Annotated in this window: 14 protein-coding genes, 1 tRNA gene and 1 riboswitch; of the genes, 11 read left to right on the top strand and 4 right to left on the bottom strand. The window is 58.4% G+C overall.

The window, feature by feature from the left end:
- The first annotated feature begins 21 nt into the window (after positions 1 to 21).
- From ACSAMP_RS14365 to ACSAMP_RS14345, 5 genes are all read left to right on the top strand, one after another.
- Entirely contained in the window at positions 22 to 1,083 is a 1,062-nt protein-coding gene (locus ACSAMP_RS14365) for a type IV pilus twitching motility protein PilT (protein ID WP_457800914.1), read from the top strand.
- Between the two features lie 254 nt (positions 1,084 to 1,337).
- On the top strand, positions 1,338 to 1,772 hold the full coding sequence (locus ACSAMP_RS14360; protein WP_457800913.1) for a hypothetical protein: 435 nt from the start codon (positions 1,338 to 1,340) through the stop codon (positions 1,770 to 1,772).
- Between the two features lie 52 nt (positions 1,773 to 1,824).
- Positions 1,825 to 1,909, top strand: a riboswitch (cyclic di-GMP riboswitch).
- 41 nt (positions 1,910 to 1,950) lie between these two features.
- On the top strand, positions 1,951 to 6,699 hold the full coding sequence (locus ACSAMP_RS14355) for a vWA domain-containing protein (RefSeq protein ID WP_457800912.1): 4,749 nt from the start codon (positions 1,951 to 1,953) through the stop codon (positions 6,697 to 6,699).
- 77 nt (positions 6,700 to 6,776) lie between these two features.
- Entirely contained in the window at positions 6,777 to 7,790 is a 1,014-nt protein-coding gene (gene srtB / locus ACSAMP_RS14350; RefSeq protein ID WP_457800911.1) for a class B sortase, read from the top strand.
- A gap of 100 nt (positions 7,791 to 7,890) precedes the next feature.
- Positions 7,891 to 7,966: transfer RNA gene (locus tag ACSAMP_RS14345), tRNA-Ala, on the top strand.
- A gap of 54 nt (positions 7,967 to 8,020) precedes the next feature.
- On the opposite strand, the gene ACSAMP_RS14340 is transcribed toward ACSAMP_RS14345, so the two are convergent.
- Complete coding sequence (locus ACSAMP_RS14340; RefSeq protein WP_457800910.1) at positions 8,021 to 9,421, bottom strand: response regulator; 1,401 nt, start codon at positions 9,419 to 9,421, stop codon at positions 8,021 to 8,023.
- Between the two features lie 112 nt (positions 9,422 to 9,533).
- The gene (locus ACSAMP_RS14335) at positions 9,534 to 9,803 is read right to left on the bottom strand and encodes a type II toxin-antitoxin system Phd/YefM family antitoxin (protein ID WP_457800909.1); all 270 of its coding nucleotides are present in this window, start codon (positions 9,801 to 9,803) and stop codon (positions 9,534 to 9,536) included.
- Positions 9,804 to 9,897: 94 nt separating this feature from the next.
- On the opposite strand from ACSAMP_RS14335, the gene ACSAMP_RS14330 reads away from it, so the two are divergent.
- The 5 genes from ACSAMP_RS14330 (at position 9,898) to ACSAMP_RS14310 (ending at position 15,235) form a co-directional block, all read left to right on the top strand.
- Positions 9,898 to 10,869, top strand: coding sequence for a hypothetical protein (locus tag ACSAMP_RS14330; RefSeq protein ID WP_457800908.1), 972 nt, complete (start codon positions 9,898 to 9,900; stop codon positions 10,867 to 10,869).
- Positions 10,870 to 10,998: 129 nt separating this feature from the next.
- On the top strand, positions 10,999 to 11,511 hold the full coding sequence (locus tag ACSAMP_RS14325) for a CarD family transcriptional regulator (RefSeq protein ID WP_457800907.1): 513 nt from the start codon (positions 10,999 to 11,001) through the stop codon (positions 11,509 to 11,511).
- A 327-nt stretch (positions 11,512 to 11,838) separates the two neighbouring features.
- Positions 11,839 to 13,212 carry a sodium-dependent transporter gene (locus ACSAMP_RS14320; protein WP_457800906.1) on the top strand — a complete coding sequence of 458 codons (1,374 nt, stop codon included), beginning with the start codon at positions 11,839 to 11,841 and terminating at the stop codon, positions 13,210 to 13,212.
- 339 nt (positions 13,213 to 13,551) lie between these two features.
- Positions 13,552 to 14,184, top strand: coding sequence for a PBECR4 domain-containing protein (locus tag ACSAMP_RS14315; protein ID WP_457800905.1), 633 nt, complete (start codon positions 13,552 to 13,554; stop codon positions 14,182 to 14,184).
- A 247-nt stretch (positions 14,185 to 14,431) separates the two neighbouring features.
- On the top strand, positions 14,432 to 15,235 hold the full coding sequence (locus ACSAMP_RS14310; protein ID WP_457800904.1) for an MATE family efflux transporter: 804 nt from the start codon (positions 14,432 to 14,434) through the stop codon (positions 15,233 to 15,235).
- Positions 15,236 to 15,306: 71 nt separating this feature from the next.
- Here ACSAMP_RS14310 and ACSAMP_RS14305 read toward each other — a convergent pair whose 3' ends face one another.
- A complete protein-coding gene (locus ACSAMP_RS14305) occupies positions 15,307 to 15,819 on the bottom strand; it encodes a hypothetical protein (RefSeq protein ID WP_457800903.1) in 513 nt (170 codons plus the stop codon).
- A gap of 23 nt (positions 15,820 to 15,842) precedes the next feature.
- Positions 15,843 to 16,988 (bottom strand): C39 family peptidase, encoded by a 1,146-nt coding sequence (locus ACSAMP_RS14300; protein ID WP_457800902.1) that lies wholly within the window; start codon positions 16,986 to 16,988, stop codon positions 15,843 to 15,845.
- A gap of 391 nt (positions 16,989 to 17,379) precedes the next feature.
- Here ACSAMP_RS14300 and smc point away from each other — a divergent pair, with 391 nt between their 5' ends.
- Complete coding sequence (smc, locus tag ACSAMP_RS14295) at positions 17,380 to 20,961, top strand: chromosome segregation protein SMC (protein ID WP_457800901.1); 3,582 nt, start codon at positions 17,380 to 17,382, stop codon at positions 20,959 to 20,961.
- Positions 20,962 to 20,970 lie beyond the last annotated feature (9 nt).

The following is a 20,970-nucleotide window of genomic DNA, read 5'->3' as shown; positions in this document are numbered from 1 at the left end:
TTTCAAAAGGAGGCGATCCCCATGGCGGAGCTGATGGACTATTTGACCCAGTCGGTGGAGCGCCGGGCGTCCGACCTGTTTTTTGTGGCCGGCGGCTCGGCCAGCGCCAAGGTCGAGGGGCAGATACTGCCCCTGGACGACGAGCGGCTGCTGCCCCCCAAGACGGAGGAGCTGCTGCGGGCCATCTATCAGCTGGCCGGGCGGGACATGGACGGCTTTCTGGCCCGGGGGGACGACGACTTCTCCTTCTCCGTCCGGGGACTGGCCCGGTTCCGGGTGAACGCCTATCGCCAGCGGGGGTCTATGGCCGCGGTGGTGCGGGTGGTGGCCTTTGAGATACCGGATTTTCAGGCCCTGCACATCCCGCCCCAGGTGATGGATCTGGCCGAGCTGACCTATGGTATGGTGCTGGTATCCGGCACGGCGGGCAGCGGCAAGTCCACCACCCAGGCGTGTATCCTGGACCGGATCAACCGCACCCGGAACTGCCACATCATCACCCTGGAGGACCCCATCGAGTACCTCCACCGGGACCAGAAGAGCATCGTCAGCCAGCGGGAGATCGCCATCGACACCCAGGACTATCTCTCCGCCCTGCGCGCCTGCCTGCGCCAGGCCCCGGACGTGATCTTATTGGGGGAGATGCGGGACCACGAGACCATCCAGACGGCCATGACCGCCGCCGAGACCGGCCACCTGCTCATCGCCACCCTTCACACCCGGGGGGCGGTGAACACCATTGACCGGATCATCGACTCCTTCCCCCCCGCCCAGCAGGCCCAGATCCGGGTACAGCTGAGCTCGGTGCTGCGCACGGTGGTGTCCCAGCAGCTGCTGCCCGACGTGGACGGGGAACAGGTCCCCGCCTTCGAGGTGATGCAGATGAACAGCGCCATCCGCAGCATGATCCGGGACGGGAAGAACCACCAGATCGACAACGCCATCGCCGCCGGGGGCAGCGAGGGCATGCTGACCATGGACCAGTCCATCCTGGACCTGTATCAGGCCGGCCGCATCACCCGAGAGACGGCGCTGAATTACGCCGATAACCCGGAGCAGCTGCGGCGGAGAATGGGGAATTGAATGTGTGGAGAGAGGGCCCGCCGTCTGGCGGGCCTTTTTCATAGCCTTTGTACCCACAAATCCCCCCAATTCCCCCAAATGACACCCTACTCACAAAAAACACCCCCTAATTGTACCAGTTGCCCAAAAAGTTTGGGTATAATTTGTGCAGGATTTTTTCTGTGCCCGCGAGTTGAAAAGCAAAATGTAACGGGTTTTGTAACCATCATATGATATACTGTTGCCATCCTAAAGAGAGGGGAGGACTTGACAGCGTGCAGAACCGAGTCCAGGCGAATGAATACCGGAACACCCTGGTGTGCATCGACTCCTATGAAGACGGTGTGCTGGACGGGCGGCTCTACCACCCCCAGCTGCACAGCGGCGAGCAGTTCCACAGCGCCATCCACTTCCTGCGGAAAATGGAGCGGCTGCTGGACGCCACAAAGTTTCCCCAGGCTTTCAGCACCCCCCGGGCCTTCGGCGCAAGCGCCGCGGGAAAGGGCAGCGCAGCAGTCGGAACAGGACCCAGGACGGGCAAAATCGCCACCTTCACCGTCAGGGTCATCTTCCGGCAGAACGCCAGCTGGCAGGGCTCTGTGGCCTGGCTGGAGGGCGGCGGCGAACAGCGATTCCGCAGCGTGCTGGAGCTGCTGCTTCTCATGGACAGCGCCCTAGAGAGCGCCAGCCAGATGGAAAAGAGCAGCTGACCCCACCCCAGGCAAAACCCCAGCGACCCCGGCCCACAGGGCCACTGAAAGACACTGACCACGGCAAACCGCCCGAAAGAGCGGGACGCAAAGCAATGGGGGCTAAAGCATTACGCCATGCCAGCCCGGCCGCCAGTATTCCGTTCCTGTTGCAAAAAATGAGGAGGAGAACGAAATAATGGGAAACAAACGATTGAAGAAAAGAGCGTATTCGCTCAAGGGCCTTGGACGCAGAGGTCTGTCCCTGCTCATGGCCATGGTCATGACCCTCAGCCTGGTCCAGATCAGCGCCTTCGCTGAGGAGGACGTTGCTGAGAACCAGCCCGACCCCCTGAAGCCCGACACGGTTGAAAACGTCAACGGCCACGGCATTAACCTGACCAAGACCGCCGAGCGGGTGGGCGACACCGAGTGGGAAGTCACGGTTCGCGCCGACATCGGCGACACTAGGATCAAGCAGCAGCCCCTGGACGTGGTGTTCGTCCTGGATAAGTCCGGCTCCATGATGTTCTGCACCGACCCTGACCACGACAAGGGCGACCACGAGCATAGTATGTGGTGCTACCAGCGCGTTTGGGTAGAGGATGACAGCCTTTTGGGCGGCCATTATGAACGGCAGCTGACCTGCACAAAGAAAGAAGTCAGACACGAGGTTCCAGGCGGCTGGGGTGATGCTACCGACTGGCTGCCCTGCCGGTATAAGGACGAGAACGGCAAGTGGGTCAACTATGAGACCCGTCTGGAGTCTGCCAAGGCGGCAATGACCGCACTGGAGAATTCTCTGCCCGCGGGCGCTAACGTTCAGTACGTCTCTTTTTCTGACGATGCCAAGCAGGAAAACAGCCTGAACGATGTGGTTGCCGATGGCGGCACCAACATCATGGCCGGTGTGGACAAGGGTATCGACCTGCTGAATCAGAATCAGAGCACCGTGACCAAGAAGGTTCTGGTCCTGCTGTCCGACGGCGAAGCAACTGCTGGCGGCGAATATGGCAATAGATACACCTCTAGCACTTATAGAGACTTTATTAAAAACAAGAAAAATGACGTGTACACCGTGGGCTTTGCCCTGGACAACCCGAAGCTGAAAGAAATGGCCAAGGGCGACGGCGAGTATATCTACGCCAATAATGCCGAAGCGCTGAACTCCGCCTTTACCGAGCTGTCCACCCGCATTTCCGCCATGATCGTGGACCCCATGGGCGACGAGATGACCTATGTCAGCGGCAGCGCCAAGGATGGCCCCAAGGAGAACGAGGACTTTGAGACCGTCAAGGGCAACATTACGCTGGACAGCGATGGCCGCACCCTGCGCTGGACCCCCACCAATAAGGATTCGTTCAGCAATACCGTTATCCAGTACACCTATCGCGTGAAGCTGGACCCCAGTGAGGATGCTGGCAACTACACCGGTATCAAGCTGAACAATCCCACTTATCTCCAGTATGGCATTGAGCAGAATGGCAATAAGACCGCGTACACTGGTCAGTTCAACATCCCCGAGGGATTTTACAAGGTGTCCACTCTGGAGGAGCAGTTCAAGGTTCTTGACGAGAACGGCAACGCAAGCGAGATCACCGATTCTGTCCAGAAGCCCCACGCCTTCCAGAGCAAGGTAACGGACTACGGCATGACCGATCTTGAGGTGTACGCCCCCAACCAGGCCCTGGATACCAGCGACGAGCATGTGAAGTATGTCTATCAGTATTCTGAGCTGGACGGCAAGAAGCTGACCGAAGTCCAGGAGGACGGCACTTATCCCATCTTTGAGGGCGATACGCTCGACGTGACCGACAAGGCCGATGCCCACACGCTGGTCCACTACTACGCCAAGGAGTATGTGAACAGCGTGGAGTATGTGTACGACAACACCCCCGAGGACCTGAACCCCAATATGGACCTGCCCGAGAAGCAGTGGTTCAAGCGGGGTTCTGAGCAGACCCGCATTGAGAATCCCACCTCCGACAAGTACAACTTCTCCGGCTGGACCGTGAAGAGCGGCAATGTGGAATTCAAGGAGAATGGAACATTCGATCTGACCGACGACGTGGTGTTCGAGGGCTCCTGGACCATCAAGCCCAGCTATCAGGTTGAGGCTTACTACTACACCTGCGTGGACGGCAAGCCCAAAGCCGAGCCCGATAACAAGGATGCCATCAGCCTGACCGGCACCGTCTATGTGGATGAGGACGGGGATGTTCAGTATAACATCCAGTCCGGCGACTATACGAAGTATGACGGCAAGACTGTGTATGACTACCAGGTGGCCGTGGCCCCCGGCAGCACCGGCAAACTGGAAAAGGGCAGCGAGGTTGTCACCGACATCACCCCCAGCCAGGAAACCACCACCGTCACCCTGTACTTCTACCACGACACCAAGACCCCCGTTGAGTACACTGTGACCCACAAGTATTATAACGTGGACCCCGACAGCAATGAGACCCTTGTTGATGCCAACACCGCCGTCGATACCTATCGTGGTGAGCACGAGGAGACGATCCAGGCCGCTGGCGTTCCTGCCAAGAATGTGGATACCTACACCGAGACTGGCCGCAGCCCTGAGTCCATTCAGCTGAATAAGAACGCCGAGGCTACGCCCAATATCACCATCACCTATAAGCACTATGAATATAGAGTGACTGTGACCGGTGGCGCTGGTGTGACTGCAATCAATGGCGACAACTTCACCTATAGCAAGGGCAAGAACGGCTCTGTGAACTTCAAGCTGAAGCCCGGCTATAAGCTGGCGAGCGTGACCGACCAGGCCGGTACTGACGAGCCCAAGGCCGTGACCGCCAATGCGGATGCCAACGGCGTGTACAGCTACAGCATCAGAAACATCCAGGCCAACCACCATGTAGACATCAAGACCGAGCAGATCCCCTACACCCTGACTGTGAAGTATGAGTTCTCCGACAAGAGCACCCACGACGGTTTTGACACCATCGTTAAGAACGACTACTTCTACGGCCAGGATTATAAGGCCGAACAGAAGGCCGCCCCCGCTGGCTATCACTTTGTGGAAGCGACTGGCGACCCCGCTGAGGGTAAGATCAAAAAGAATACCGAGGTCACCTTCCACTATGCGAAGAATGGCGACGGCACTGTAATTGTGAATTACCTGAAAGAGGGCACCAACGAGGAACTGAATAAATCCGTTTCTGTGCCTGGAACCATTGGCACTGCCTATGATTTGAGTTCCGCAAAAAATGGTGAAAAATATGTTGTCAAGTCCATCACCAAGGACTATGTGGTTTATGACCTGGTGAGCGAGCCCAATATGACCGGCACTTTCCAGGAAAAGACCGTGATCGATCTGTACTACAAAGAGCGCGACAAGAACAGCGTAGTCGTGAAGTATCAGAGCGAGAGCAACGACCCCAAATTTGCCCTGGCTGCGGACGTTATGGAGAAGACCTATACCGACTATGTGGGTAAGAACTATGACGTGAGTGGCAACGAGTATGTCCCCGAGATCATCGTGGACAAGGCGGGCAACACTTGGTATCGCAGCGGCGCCAGCTTCGATGTGAATCACGACAAGCTGACCGGTACGATCACGAAGAGCGAGAATGGTCAGCCCACCGCTACCGTTATCATCAAGTACTACCTGAAGCCCACCTACTCCATCACCGCCACCTATACCACCGTCACCGACGGGACCCCCAGCAGCGTTCCCCAGAGTTCCGGCAAACAAACCGGAGAAGTGGACGCTCCCGTCCCCTTCAAGCGTGCGGACTATGACAACTATAACGGCTTCACCTTCAACGACTTCGTCAGCAACAGCTTGAAGGTCAACGGCAACCCCGTGAGCGAGATGCCCAAGATGGAGAAGTTCCAGAACTACGATGTGACGCTGGAGTATCGGAAGACCGTGAACAATCCCCAGTCCACCACCCTGAACCACGTGTTCTTCACCGTGCTGGACAACGGCCCCGAGACCAAGGATGAGGACAAGACCCTGACTGAAACCATCCAGGTGACCTACGGCAAGAGCGCCAACATGGAGGAGTACGCCAAGAAGGGTGCTGGCTACGAGGGTTACAATCCGGAGCGCTACAGCCACAAGGATAAAATCCTCCCCGCTGGTGCCAACGGTACCATCGAGTATGTGCGCCACATGGTGACCGTGGTGTTCGACCTGGAGGGCGGCACCTGGAAGAACTCTCAGGACGGTGTGAACTACACTGTGGTCAAGAACACCGGCCTGAACGACCAGCAGCCCGTGCCTCAGCCCACCAGAAACGGCTATGACTTCGCCGGCTGGAAGGCCCAGCCCGGTAACGCCATGACCAACGGCACCTTTGACCAGCGCACCGTGTTCACCGCTAAGTGGACCCCCAAGGCTCCCACCATCGTGAACTACTTCTACACCGTGACCTACAACTACACCGTGACCACGGACGGCACCGTCACCTATCAGGACAGCGAGACCACCCAGGTGCAGGATACCACCAAGGCCAGCCAGACCATCAATGCGTCTGCCACTGCCAGCCACGGCGGCTATACCTTCGACCTGGCCAGCCCTGCGGAGCAGACCGCTGACCTGACCGGCACCACCCGGGAGGCCCCCCACCAGTTCGTGGTGAACTATGTGCTCACCGTGAACAACAACGGCGGCGGCGGCCGGGATGACCGGGACGACGACCGGCCCGCACCCAAGCCCACCCCCGACACCGAGATCAAGGACGACGACGTGCCCAAGAGCGATCTGCCTGAGCAGCCCGTGGAGATCCCTGACGAGGATACCCCCAAGACCGACCTGCCCCAGGCCCCTGTGGACATCCCCGACGAGGATACCCCCAAGGCCGACGTGCCCAAGACCGGCGACGCCATGGGTCTGTGGGTGATGGCCGCTGTGGCCTCCGGCGCTGGCCTGGTCTGGCTGAACCTGACCGGCAAGAAGCGCAAGGACGACAACGGCTAAGCCAAAACCAAAGCACAACAAGGGCCCGGACTTTGGTCCGGGCCCTTGCTATTCCAGTACCCCCGGGAGGAGAGACCATGAAACCGAAATTCCGAAAAGCTCTGGCCGCCCTGCTGGCGGTGATCTGCGCCCTCTGCCTGGGCAGAACGGCCCTCCAGCTGGTGCAGTACCGCCAGGGGGACGAGACATACGCCCAGGCCGAGGAGCTGGCCGGGCTGCCCGACCTGTCCGACCTGCCGGTGGTGGACTTTACCGGCGGGAGCGGGAGCGTTTCAAGCTCCGCCAGCACCGACGGGGCGGGGGAGGCCCCGGAGGAGGTCCCCGTGTGGCAGGACCCCTACGCCCAGGCGCTGAAAGACATGGACTTCTCCGCCCTGCGGCAGCAGAACCCGGACGTGCTGGGCTGGATCCTCATCCCCGGCACCCGGGTGTCCTATCCCGTGGTCCAGGGGACGGACAACAGCTACTATCTTGACCACACCTGGCGGGGCGGGAAGAACTCCGTGGGGGCCATCTTCATGGAGTGCCGGAACAGCAGCGACCTGAGCGACTTCAACACCATTATTTACGGCCACCGGATGAACAACCGCTCCATGTTCGGCACCCTGAGCCAGTACAAAAGCCGCAGCTATTGGCAGGCCCACCCCTATGTGTACCTCACCGATGACAGCGGCACCCACCGCTATGAGATCTTCGCCGCCGGAGAGGTGAGCGTGGACAGCGATGTCTATCGCCTGGGGCTGCGCAGCGACAGCAGCCGCCAGAGCTTTCTGGACAGCTGTCTGGCCCTGTCCGCCCTGAACACCGGGGTGACGCCCCACACGTATGACAAGGTGCTGACCCTGTCCACCTGCACGGGAAACGGCCACGCCACCCGCTGGGTGGTCCAGGCCGTCTGCCCCGGCCAGGCCCCCGAACCCCAGCCGGAGGAGGCCGTCCAGCAGCCGGAGCAGCTCCCGGAGCCTGCGCCGCAGCCCGAGGAGAGCGCCCAGCCCCCGGACGTCTCCCAGGAAAGCCCGGCAGAGCCGGAACAGCCCCAGGAGCCGGAACCGGCCCCCTCCCAGGACATCCGGCCTGAAGAGACAGCTTGAAAATTGCCCGGCCAGACGAAAATTTGGCCGGGCAAAAAATTTTGCTTTACAATTCCAGAAAATCTGCTATAATGATAAAAGTCCTTCAAAAAGAAAATACGGGCCTGTAGCGCAGCTGGGAGCGCACTACATTCGCATTGTAGGGGTCGTCGGTTCGAATCCGATCAGGTCCACCAAAAAGCGAGACATGATTCGTTCATGTCTCGCTTTTGCTTATGCCGTTATGCGCGTTATGATCTTTTCCGCCCGATGTAGCGCGCAATGGTCATTTTCACTTTTCCGATGTCCAGGGGCTTGGAGATGTGCTCGTTCATCCCGGCGCTGCGGGACTCCTCCACGTCCTCGGCAAAGGCGTTGGCCGTCATGGCGACGATGGGGATGGTCTTGGCGTCCAGGCGGTTCAGGCTGCGGATGCGCCTTGTCGCCTCGTATCCGTCCATCACCGGCATCATCACGTCCATCAGGATGATGTCAAAGGTCCCGGCGGGCGCTTTGGAGAAGGCGTACACCGCCTGCTGGCCGTTGAAGGCCTTGGTGACGGAGGCCCCGGCGTCGGTCAAAAAGGTCTCCGCGATCTCCATGTTCAGGTCGTTGTCCTCCACCAGCAGGACCTGAACGCCGGACAGGTCGCACTGCTCCAGCGCCGCGTCGATCAGATCCGCCGCCCGCTTCTGCTCGTCAATGTCCATCACCAGGCCGTATCCGGCGATGGGCGTCCCGTCTGGCCGCCGCAGCACCGAGGCCGCGGCGCGCTGCCAGCGGATGGCGCCGTCCTTCTGCCGGGCACGGTAAGTCACGTCGTACAGGGTCTGGCCGGAGTAGTCCTTGACAGCGGAAAAATAACTGTTTTCCACATAGCTGCGGTCCTCCGGCAGGATGCAGTCCATCCAGGAGTCCCACAGGTCGGGGAACTCGCCCTCCTGGGAATAGCCATACAGCCTGCGCATGGCCTGGGAGTATTTGATGCCCAGCATGGTGTTTCCCTGCAAGTTATAGGTACACACAAAGGAACCGGCGTTCAGAATGAAGTGTACCGCGTCCGCCGCGCGGGTCAGCTCGCCGTTCTCCTCGCTGAGCACGTCCCGCTCTTCGGTGAGATCGGTGTTCTTGTGGGTCAGATCGTCCCGTTCTTCCGTCAGGTCGTTTCGCTCCTTGGTCAGGGCGTCCCGTTCCCGCTTTAAATTTGTGTTGTCCAGATGGAGGGAGTCGCCGCGCATCCGCTCCAGGTCGGTGACGTCGTCGCAGATCACATAGGCAAGGACATGGCCGGTTTCAGCCTCCCGGGACAACAGATAGGTGATGCGCACGTATTTATCCCAGGCGGCGTAGTGGAGGTTGGCCTCCAGCTTGGTCTTCCCGTGGTCAAAGGCGTCCAACAGGGCCTGGCGGGACAGAGTGGTGATGGAGGACTCAGAGGTATAGCGGCACTCCAGAGCCTGGCCAAAGGCCCGCTCCATCATGGCGTCGAAGGAGCAGGGGACGGAGAGCCCCAATATCTTTGTGAAGTTGACGCCGTTTCTGTCCACGATCTCCTCTTCCACCAGACCGATGGACACATCGAATTCAAAGGTATAAAGAGAATTTCGGGTCAGCGCTTCGACAAGTCTGTTTTCCTGCATGTTCTTACTCATAAAAACCCCTACCTCGGGCGCGCAGCATCGCTGCGGGCATACGTGGACCTGGACAAGAATCACTTTAGCAAAGTATATCACGACCAGGAGGAAAAAGAAAGGCGCAGAATGCTCAGGTTTTCCGTCCATGAATACGTCCCCGCACGCGGTCAAATACTTCGTCCCCGGAATAACGAACGTCGGTACGCTCCGCGGCGCGGTCTGCTTCGTTCAGCTTCAGTTCCACCTCGTCAGTCAGGGCAGCATACTGCTCGATGCTCATGACGACCATGGAGCCATACCCGTTTTTCGTCAGATAAACGGGCTCGCCGGTGTTCAGCACCGTGTTTTCAATTTCGGGGAATTTGTTGCGCAAGTCCGAAACGGGCCTGATATTGATCATGGTAACGCCTCCTTGTGTGATGATGGGCCTATCAATACTATCGCAATTTTATCAGAATTTTATCAAAAAATCAACTGTGAGGTGACACTGAAATATGGACTTTCAAGCGGATTTGCGGCGGTTTGCGCTGGAGCAGCTGGAGCATTACGGCGTGAAATATCGAAAGAAAGACGATCTGACCACTTTGCTGATTAAATTATACACGTTTTTTGAAAAGTACATCGTGCCGCGAGAGCGGGAGGTCTTGATGGCCCGGGAGCTGGAGGAGAAGCTGCCCCGGCTGCCGCCCTCCGTCCGGGAGGCCCTGGACAAGCTGGCGGAGTGGGTACGCGGCGGCGTGGACGTGAACTGCTTTCAAAGCAGGGGGCTGTATGGCCAGGGAAGCCGGGACTATCAGAATATGCTGTATGGCATCGTCCACCTGCACCTGTCCGCAAAGGAGACCGACACTGAGCCGGTGGTGAAAGAGGGCAAACGCTTTGCCAAGCCGGGGAGCCACCTGCTGTATGCCAGATTTGAGCCGGACCGGGCCTATTTCCTGGACGTGGCGGAGCACCCCGACAGCGGGGAGAGCGAGGCGTGGACCAGTAAGCGGGCCTGGGAGACCGGCCTGAAGAATTGGCCGGAGGTGTTTGGAGAGAGCGAGCTTCGGGGGGCCTATCCCTGCGACCAGGACGGAAACCCCATCACCATAGATGACGCGGCCATCGCAGCCCTGACGAGGGCGGGGGTGAATACCATGATCCCGTCGGGCGGCAGTCTGTACGCGCCCGGCCTGGGCTGTGCGGCCAGCGGGGACAGCGCCCAGGCGGTCATGCGGGCGCTTCGGATAAAAAACGCGGCGGCGAAGACGCAGTTGGACTTTGCCGCCCACGCGCTCTCGATATTGCGGGGCTTTCGAACCGTGCTGGAGCGGCAGGGCCGCCCGGTTCCCTCCAAATATGACTTACACTATGACTATCTCCCGGCCCTGAGCCGCTTCGTGGTCTGCGACCGCATCTCCCATGCGGCCTGGGACCCGCAGCGGGGAACGGTGGGACTGCTGGCGGAGCGGGAAAAAACATAAAGCTCTTGGCATTTTGCACGCTTTTCTCTACGCGGATTTCGTACAATATCGCCTTTGAAAAAAGAACGATTTTGTTATAAAATAGTCACAGAATAAGAAAAAATACAGGGAAAGGAGTGCGCCCACTGCATGAAGTATGACGTCGGCCAATATGTGATGTATCGAAACAACGGCGTCTGCCGGATCGAGGCCATCGGAAAGCTGGGCTTTCTGCAAAACAGCGACGAAGAATATTACACCCTCCGTCCGCCCTTTACCACCAGCGACGAGCACAGCTATGTCCCCACCAAAGAGGAGGAATATCTCCGGTCCGTCATCACCCGGCAGGAGGCATATACTTACCTGGACCGTCTGAATCAGCTGGAGGTCAGCCCTTCCGGTATCAAAAAACGCCAGGAGCTGGTCTCGTATTACCACGAGCTGCTTTCCGCAGAGGGCCTGAACGGGCGGCTGCGGCTGCTGAAGGAGCTGAGTTTGAAGGAACAGACCGAGCAGAACAGGGGAAAGCGGCTGACCACCACAGACGAGCAATATAAACGAAAGACCGAGCAGCTGCTCAGCGAAGAATTCGCAGTGGCTCTGGAAGAGTCCCCGGAGCAGGCGAAGGAGCAGCTGTATGCAGCGATGTTTGGGGCGAAATGACCGAGAAAAAGCGCGGGGATTTTCCCTACGCTTTTTCAGTCTCTGAGCCGGATTTGCCGGGACAGCGATTTCAGACTGGAAAATCGGGCGCTTTTAGGCGGAAACGTGTTCAGTCTCTCTGCCTTACTAAAGTTGAAAAGTTCCATAAAACAGAGATTGCGTTCTTCGGATAACTATGTTAAACTGAACAAACTTGTTTGAAAAATACGCCTGGTTCTCTTTTGGTCCTCCGCCCCCGCAGGGGGCGGGGAACATGGTAGATTCGATCAGCTGGGGAAGCGCGGAATAAAACCAGGCGTAAAAACGGATTTAGGAGAATGTGAAGTTATGGAGACGCATCATCACAAGCGGAGCGCCTTTTCCGGGAAGCTGGGGTTCGTGCTGTCGGCGGCGGGAGCCTCTGTCGGCCTGGGGAACATCTGGCGCTTTCCCTATCTGGCGGCCAAATACGGCGGCGGAATTTTTCTGCTGATCTATATCATTCTGGCCTTTACCTTCGGCTATACCATGATCGTGGCGGAGACCGCCCTGGGCCGCATGACCAAGAAGAGCCCCGTGGGGGCCTTCGCCGCCTTTGGCAAGGGGGGCGGATTCGCCTTCGGCGGGTGGATCAACGCCATCATCCCCATTTTGATCGTGCCCTATTACTCGGTCATCGGCGGCTGGGTCATCAAGTATCTGGTGGAGTATCTCCGGGGCGGCGGCTCCGCCCTGGCTCAGGACGGCTATTTCTCTGAATTTATCTCCAGCGGCGTGTCGGTGGAGCTGTGCTTTGTGGTGTTCACCCTGTTCACCCTGGGCATCATCTATGCCGGGGTGCGCAACGGGGTGGAGCGGGTGTCCAAGTGCATGATGCCCGTGCTGGCGGTGCTGTCCGTTATCATCGCCGTCTACTCCGTCACCCGGCCCGGGGCCCTGGCGGGGGTGAAGTATTTCCTGGTGCCCAATCTGGACAACTTCTCCTGGATGACGGTGGTGTCCGCCATGGGGCAGATGTTCTATTCCCTGTCCATCGCCATGGGCATCCTTATCACCTTCGGTTCCTATATGAAAAAAGACGTGTCCATCGAGGGGTCCACCACCAATGTGGAGATCTTCGACACCGCCATCGCCATCATGGCGGGCCTGATGATCATTCCCGCCGTGTTCGCCTTCTCCGGCGGCGACCCGGACACCCTTCAGGCCGGTCCCGCTCTGATGTTCATCACCATCCCCAAGGTGTTCGACAGCATGGGCATGGGCACGGTGGTGGGCGTGATGTTCTTCCTGCTGGTGCTGTTTGCCGCCGTGACCAGCTCCATCGCCCTGACGGAGAGCGCCGTGTCCACCTTTGAGGACGAGCTGGGCTGGAAGCGCCACAAGTCCACCCTGCTCATCGGCGTCATCATGGTAGCCCTGGGCAGCCTGTCCGCCCTGGGCTATGGCCCCCTGGCCGGGGTCACGGTGTTCGGGATGCAGTTTTTGGACCTGTTCGACTTTTTGACCAACTCCGTGATGATGCCCATCGCCGCCATCGCCACCTGCCTGCTGGTGTCCCGGGTGGTGGGCGTGGACAAGATCGAGGAGGAGGTCACCCAAAACGGCGGCCAGTTCCGCCGGAAAGTGGTCTTCAACTTCATGATCCGATACCTCTGCCCCCTCTTCGCCGCCATCATCCTGGTCAGCTCCGTGGCGAACGCCTTGGGCTGGATCAAGATGTGAGAAAAATTGAAGATTTTGGTTGACGAAACGGCATAAAGTGCGTATACTATAGACAGAAGCAGCAATGCTTCCGGTGTGAGAGCACCGCAAAAAGTTGAGCTGGATACGGGACAGGGTAAACTCCCGTAACGTTTAGATGCTTTCACTGGGCATCGCGGTCGGCAGCAGACAGAAAGGGCTGTAGTCCATGTGGGGGACTTAACAAACTCACACCTTTTAGGTGCTTTCACTGGGCACCGCGGCTGGCAACCAGCAGAAAACTCTCTTTTCTAAAATTTCTGAGGAGTGAATCGTATCACTCCTCATTTTTTTACCATAGATGTCGAAAGAGGTCAGAGTATGCGCCTTCCAGAGAAGAAAAAACTGGCGATCAGAACGAAAATTTTAGATGCGGCTTCTGTTTACAGCGAAGAACTGGCGGGAAAAGTGTTCCTGTATGTCGTTGGAGATAAACACTTTGAGGTGGCGTTTCCGGTGGACCGCTTTAAGCATTTGACGGGAACAAAATCCAGTCTTTCGGCGAAAGATTTTTATAAAAAAGCGAAGAAAGCGACGCTGACTACCGACCAAATATTTTTTGACAAAAATCACCCGTACAACAACGCAAAAAAGAAACTTGGATATCTGGAATTGCTTCCTGCCATTACATCGGAACTCGTCTGCGTCGTAAAAAATCTAAAAACGCCGACCATTACATACAAGCTGGGGGTGACAAATCTCAGCTTTACGATAGGGCTCATCCAGTCCAGCGACGACACATCCAGGTTTATTCCCATGACACTACGGATCAATGATAAAGCGATTGAAAACAGCACAGATGCAGAATTTGTCGACTTTATTTTTGGAAAGTCCGCGGAAGAAGACGCGTACACGGAACTTCGCTATAAAGACCCGGAAAAAGTGATTCCCGTTGAACTGCGTGAGCTTCTTTCAAAAGAGTTGCAGGAGCAAATTTTGCATTGCCAGGACTAGGTCCACAAGGAAAGCCGCGTAAAAAAGCCGCCTGAAACTTTGTGCAAAACTGCCTTTGCCTTTTGAAGTTTGCTCCGGTAAAATAAAGTTACAACGTGTCGCACCCATGCGTAATTCCAGTTGCGCTTGGGCGGGGCACGTTGTTTTTATTTCTCCCATCTCCTTTCGCAGTCCCCGCCCCCAGGGGCGGGGGCCATATCACATGACAGGAGCGGGAGCTTGATCTTAAAAGGAAAAGGTGAGCTTTGTGGAAACATCCGATCAGTTTTTGGGCCAGCGCCCGGTGGGGCAGCTGCTGCGGCAGTATGCCGTGCCATGCGTCATCTCTCTGCTGGTGGGGGCGCTTTATAACATTGTGGACCAGCTGTTCATCGCCAACGCCAGCTATCTGGGCTCCTTCGGCAACGCCGCCAACACGGTGGTATTCCCCCTGACGGTGGTGGCCCTGGCAGTGGCGGTGATGATCGGGGACGGCTGCTGCGCCTTTGTCAGCATCAGCCTGGGCCGGGGAGATATAGAGAGGGCCCGGAAGAGCGTGGGCAGCGCTGTGGCCCTGGCCATCGTCAGCAGCCTGGTCCTCACCGCCCTGTATCTGGCCTTTGCCGACCCACTCGTCACCCTGTTCGGAGGCCGGGTGAACGAAGAGACCTTTGGCTATGCCCAGGAATATCTGTTCTACATCACCCTGGGCCTGCCCTTCTACATGTTCGGCCAGGCCATGAACCCGGTGATCCGGGCCGACGGCAGCCCCAAGTTTGCCATGGCGGCCACCCTGGCCGGGGCGGCGGTGAATATCGTGCTGGCCTGCGTAAACAAGGCCTGCTTCATCTTCCTCCAAGCCATGGGCCGGGCGGGGGCCTCCACGGCGCTGTCTATGCTGCGGGAGGTGGTGTTCGGCGTGGGCTTTGCCCTGCTGCTGCCCCGGTTCTTCGGGCTGGACGGCGTGCTGTACTCCATGCCCGTGTCCGACCTGCTGGCCTTCTGCGTGGCCGCCGTCCTCATCCGGGGGACCTATCGCCGGTTGAGCGGGCCGGAAGAAGGACGAAATTGAATCAGTAAATCAGAAATTCCATTGCTTTAAGTGCAGAAAGCCGTCCCCCATTGGAGGACGGCTTTCTGGCTTCATCTCGCGTCTTGCTCAGCACCCGGTGCCGGACGATGGTTATATTTTTCAAACAACTGGAAATATACCTCCATCGAGCCTCGACACATGGGACCGACTGTGTCTTCCTCGGTGGTCGAAAATCGATACCAACAAGTTAGATCCTTCTCTGATACCGGATCGCCGCTTTTGCCGGAGGCAAAGGTCAATAAAAATTCTGTGCCGTCGGTGAGGTAAAAATCACAGTCATATAGAATACTTCCACCCATGCCGATTCCATGCAGAAGCAACTTGAGTCTGGTCCCTTTGTTTTGCATGGCATTTGCTTCATCAATCAGTGCCTGTATCTCCCCAGGATCATATATAGACCCACGTTCAGGGTAGTGTGAGCAGCTGATTTGAACATATTCTACTTCCTGGGCAGAAAAATCGATGATATGAACAGTCCCCCAACCGAAGAGCCAATACCACAGGAACGGGGCAGCAATCACCAGCAGTAGGCGGGCAATGGGCAAGATTCGATCTTTCGGCAAGCTGTTTATTTTCATTTATCTTATTATTTGGCGATGGTTATATACAGACCAACATCACGGGGATCAGAATTGGTGACTGGTGTATACTTAAACGTCATTGACCGTCCTGTTCCGGTAACAGTCAAAATTCTGACGCCGCTGTCATCTGCAGGATCCATAATTGTAGCGCGATCCAATGTCCCCGTTCCTGCAGTGTATACATAACCGCGCACAACAATGAAATGTCCTTCGACTAGTCCTTTATACGAAACACGTGCAATAATTGGATTCCCCTTGTTCGTACCAACGCCAATGTTATCCATTACAGTACCCATATTGAGTGTTGAAAAGACATGTTGAGTGGTCTCACATCCGTATTCATATGCCAACACATCTTGTATCGTATTATACGATTTTGCATCATCTTTTCCATTTGCATAATCGTTCATAATATTTGTAACGGTAAGGTGGACAGACGGCTTTAGATAACTTCCCACGCTCACCGCACATGCTGCCCAGCATCCATTATCCCACGGGGCCTGAGCGACAAGAGGTACGCTTACAGAACCGGAGACGGTGGAGTTGGTGGCAGCCGTGCTCACAAGATTCAACTCTGTCATAGAGCTTATTACGCTGCGGTTTAGTGACTTAAGCTGAGAGGTCCTTGCTGTTTCCGCGCCGAAAACACCTCGGGAATCATCATGGAGCGTCGCGCTTTGCATCACTGTTTGGTTTTGGCGGCCGTCAAAAATCGTGACTTCCGTCTGAGCAAAAATGAAGCATATCTCAGCGTCGCTCTGCTTATACTCAGTCAATTCTTCGCAGAAGAAAGTATTGTACTCACAGGTCAAAGTTTCATCATCACCTTGTATCCGAGCGATGAGTAAGCCTCGGGCTACATCATTCTGATCGAAAATCCCATAATACTTGATATTGTCGGCCTCAGTAAAAGTGTTATCGGCCAGCAGCTCGTAAATGGGGATGCTGTCAGATAGATACAGAGATGTGATCTCGCTACTATCCTGACCAGGAACGACGCCCTGGTCCAACGCAATGTTGACAAGTTCTATCGCCTCAGACTGGATAACATCGGCGGGAAAGGGGTCTTCGGAAGAAACATTAGCAGAGACAGGCACTTGCAGCATAAGAAGCACAAATGCCATAACCAGTGCAAGCATTTTTCTCTTCATGATAAGGCTCCTTTATTTATTATCTTGATGCAGCTTGTTGTTAGTAACGGCACATGGATGGTTTCAGGCGAAATCAGAACATTGGAATCACTTCCTTTCCGATACACAACGAGCGAAGGGAACCAATCAGATGGACATGAGAAAAAAGATATTTTCGGAAAATTCATTTGTCTAAAATGACGATTTTTATATAAAATTTTTAATTTTTTTGTTTGATTATAACACATTAAAAATGTCTTGGCAAGAGAGAACGACGAAAAAGATACGCTGTTCTCTCTTGATTTTTTTCTCCCCTTTTCCCGTCGACTTCCGGCGCGAAATCTTGAAAACAGGGCGGGGGTGTGGTAAAATACAATGATATTTTATCCCCCCACGAAAGCGAGGTGTGTCCATGTATCTCAAGGCGCTGATGCTCCAGGGCTTTAAGTCCTTCCCGGAAAAGACGGTGCTGACCTTTGACCAGAGCATCACCGCCATCGTGGGGCCGAACGGCTCCGGCAAGTCCAACCTGTCTGACGCGGTGCGCTGGGTCATGGGGGAGCAGTCCACCCGTGCCCTGCGTGGTGGCCGGATGGAGGACGTGATCTTCGGCGGCACCGCCAAGCGGCGGCAGACGGGCTATGCCCAGGTGTCCCTGGTGCTGGACAACAGCGACCACCGCCTGCCCCGGGAGGAGAACGAGATCATGGTCACCCGGCGGTATTACCGCTCTGGGGAGAGCGAATACTACATCAACCGGGATGCGGTGCGCCTGAAGGACTTAAGCGAGCTGTTCATGGACACCGGCCTGGGCCGGGAGGGCTATGCCATCATCGGCCAGGGCCGCATCGACGAGATCTTGTCCCAGCGGTCCACCGACCGGCGGGAGGTCTTTGAGGAGGCGGCGGGAATCTCCCGCTTCCGCCACCGGAAGGAGGAGGCCCAGCGCAAGCTGGAGCGCACCGACGAGAACCTGCTGCGGGTGAACGACAAGGTGGACGAGCTGGAGCTTCAGCTGGAGCCCCTGCGGGTCCAGCGGGACAAGGCCAAGAAGTATCTGACCCTGCGGGACGAGCTGCGGGGGCTGGAGATCGCCGTGTGGCTGGACAGCCTGGAGCACATCCGGGCGGGGGTCATCCAGCTGGAGACCGACCTGCAGAGCACCACGGCCCAGCGGGACGGGGCCAAGACCGCCCAGGAGGCCGCCTATGCCGACGCGGAGGACTGCGCCCGGCAGATGCAGGAGCACGACGTGGCCGCCGACGGCCTGCGCCGGCAGGAGCAGCAGCGCCAGGAGCAGGCGGGAGCGCTGGAGTCTGCCGTGGCCGTGCTGAACAGCTCCATCGCCCACAACGACGAGTCCGCCCGGCGCATCCGGGCCGATTTGCAGCAGCAGGAGGGCCGGGAAGATTCCCTGGCCGCACAGATCGCCCAGCGGAAAGACCGCCTGGAGGAGATCGAGGGCCAGCTATCTGCGGGTTCCCAGGCCATCCAGGTCCAGCGGGAGAAAGTGGAGGAGAACGCTAAGTCCGCCGGACAGCTGGAGCAGGAGCTGGAGCGCCTGCGGGACAGCCAGGCCCTGGCCCAGGCGGACGCCGCCGACGCCCGTGCCCTGCGCTCGGCCCTGGCCGCCGCGGCCCAGGAGGTACTGGACCGGGACGGGGCCGTCCGCCGGGAGCTGGCAGAGCTGGAGGAGCAGTCTGCCAATGCCGAAGCCCAGCTGGCCCAGGCCCAGAGAGAGCAGAACGAGGCAAAGCAGTCCTTGGACCAGGGGCGCAACGCCGCCCAGGGCTATGCTCTGCTGGAGGAGAAGCGCCGGAAAAAGGCGGAGGGCTGCAAAGAGTCCCACATGAAGGCCCAGATGGAGGAGAACGCCCTGGCTGCCCGTATCCGGCTGCTGTCTGACATGGAGCGGCAGCGGGAGGGCTTTTCACGGGCGGTGAAGCTGGTGATGGACCAGGCGGACCGGGGCGTGTTAAAGGGCGTCCACGGCCCGGTGGCCGGACTGGTGAAGGCCCCGGACCGGGTGGCCCTGGCCATCGAGACCGCCCTGGGCGGGGCCATGCAGAACATCGTGGTGGACCGGGAGGAGGACGGCAAGGCCGTCATCCAGTTCCTCAAGCGCCGGGAGGGCGGCCGGGCCACCATTCTGCCCATTGCGACAATTCGGCCCCACGCCCTGCGGGAGGGGGAGGCCCTGTCCCGTCAGCCCGGCTTTGTGGGGGTGGCGGACCGGCTGGTCTCCTTTGACAGGCGCTATCAGAACATCTTTTCCAATCTGCTGGGCCGGGTGGCGGTGATGGAGGACCTGGACCACGCCATCGCGGCAGCCCGGAAGTTTGGCTATCAGTTCAGGATCGTCACCCTGGACGGGCAGATGCTAAATCCCGGCGGCTCTATGACCGGCGGCTCCGCCGTGAAGGGCGCGGGCATCCTCAGTCGGGCCAACGAGCTGGAGCAGCTGGAGGGCAGGCGGGCAGAGCTGGCCGAGCACACCGCCCAGTGGGCCAGGCAGCTGGCCGACGCCCAGCGGGAGGCAACAGCTGCCGCCTATCAGCGCCAGACCGCGCAAGAACAGCTGCGGGAATTTGAAAACGCCATCCTGCTCACCCAGGGCCGCATTCAGCGCGCCCAGGGGGAGAAAACGGACCTGGAGCGGCGGCAGGCCGCCCTGCGGGGGGAGCTGGAGCAGCTCCAGGCCCGTTCGGCCAAGATCGACGCCGACGCCAAAGCCGCCCAGGCCCGCCTGACCCAACTGGAGGGGGCGGCCCAGGACAGCCAGAGCGCCCAGGTCCAGCAGGACCGCCGCCGGAGCGACCTGAAGACCCAGGCGGAGGCGCTGACGGCGGAGCTGTCCCGCCTCACCGCCGCCCAGGCCGCTTTAGAAGCGGAGCGGGAGGCCACCCAGGCGGGACTCCGTGAGCTGGAAGCCCTGCGGGAGAGTCTGGCGGGGGACCGGGCCCAGAGCCAGAGTCTGGTGGCCGAGTATGAGACGAAGAACCAGGGCTTCTCCAAGGAGATCCAAGAGAAGCAGAACGCCCTGTCCGCCCTGCGGGAGGAGAGCCGCCAATGCGCCCAGCAGCTGGAGGGGCTGAACGCCGCCCGGCTGGAACTGGAGGCACGGCGGGTCCGGGCCACCCGGGAGAGCCAGACCCGCAGCGACGAGCTGCTGCGGTTGGAGGCCGAGGTGTCCCGCCTGAGCCAGAAGAAGTCCGCCGCCGCCATGGAGGAGAAGCGGCTACTGGACAAGCTGTGGGAGACCTATGGCCTCTCCCACGAGGCCGCCCGGCGGCAGCGGCAGGAACTCGACTCCGTTCCCGCCGCCAACCGGCGCATCGGGGAGCTGAAACGAGCTATTTCCGCTCTGGGCCAGGTGAACGTGGGCGCGGTGGAGGAGTTTGACCGGGTGAACCAGCGCTATACCTATCTCACCGGCCAGCGGGACGACGTGGAGCGGGCGAGACGGGAGCTGGAGCGCATTATTTCCGGCCTTACCGGGGAGATGAAGGCCATCTTCCAGCGGGAGTTCGCCCTCATCGACCAGGCCTTCGGCCAGACGTTTGTGGAGCTGTTCGGCGGGGGCAAGGCCAGACTGGAGCTGGAGGACCCCGACGATGTGCTCAACTGTGGCATCGACATCAAGGTCCAGCCCCCGGGCAAGGCCCTGAAGACCATTACCCTGCTGTCCGGCGGCGAGAAGGCCTTCGTGGCCATCGCCCTGTACTTTGCTATTTTAAAGGTAAGGCCCACCCCCTTCGTGGTCATGGACGAGATCGAGGCCGCCCTGGACGACAACAATGTGGCCCGCTTCGCCCAATACATGCGTGCCATGGCGGACAGAACTCAGTTTATCGTCATTACCCACCGCCGGGGCACCATGGAGGAGGCGGACGCCCTGTATGGCGTGACCATGCAGGAGCAGGGGGTCAGCCGGATGCTGTCCCTGAACTTGAACGAGATGGAGCGGGAATTGAACCTGCGGGAAAGACCGTAAGCGGAGGAA

The organism is Flintibacter sp. SJQ-8, from assembly GCF_054108085.1.
Note: the sequence above shows the minus strand (reverse complement) of the source record. Positions and strands in the feature narration are given on the sequence as shown.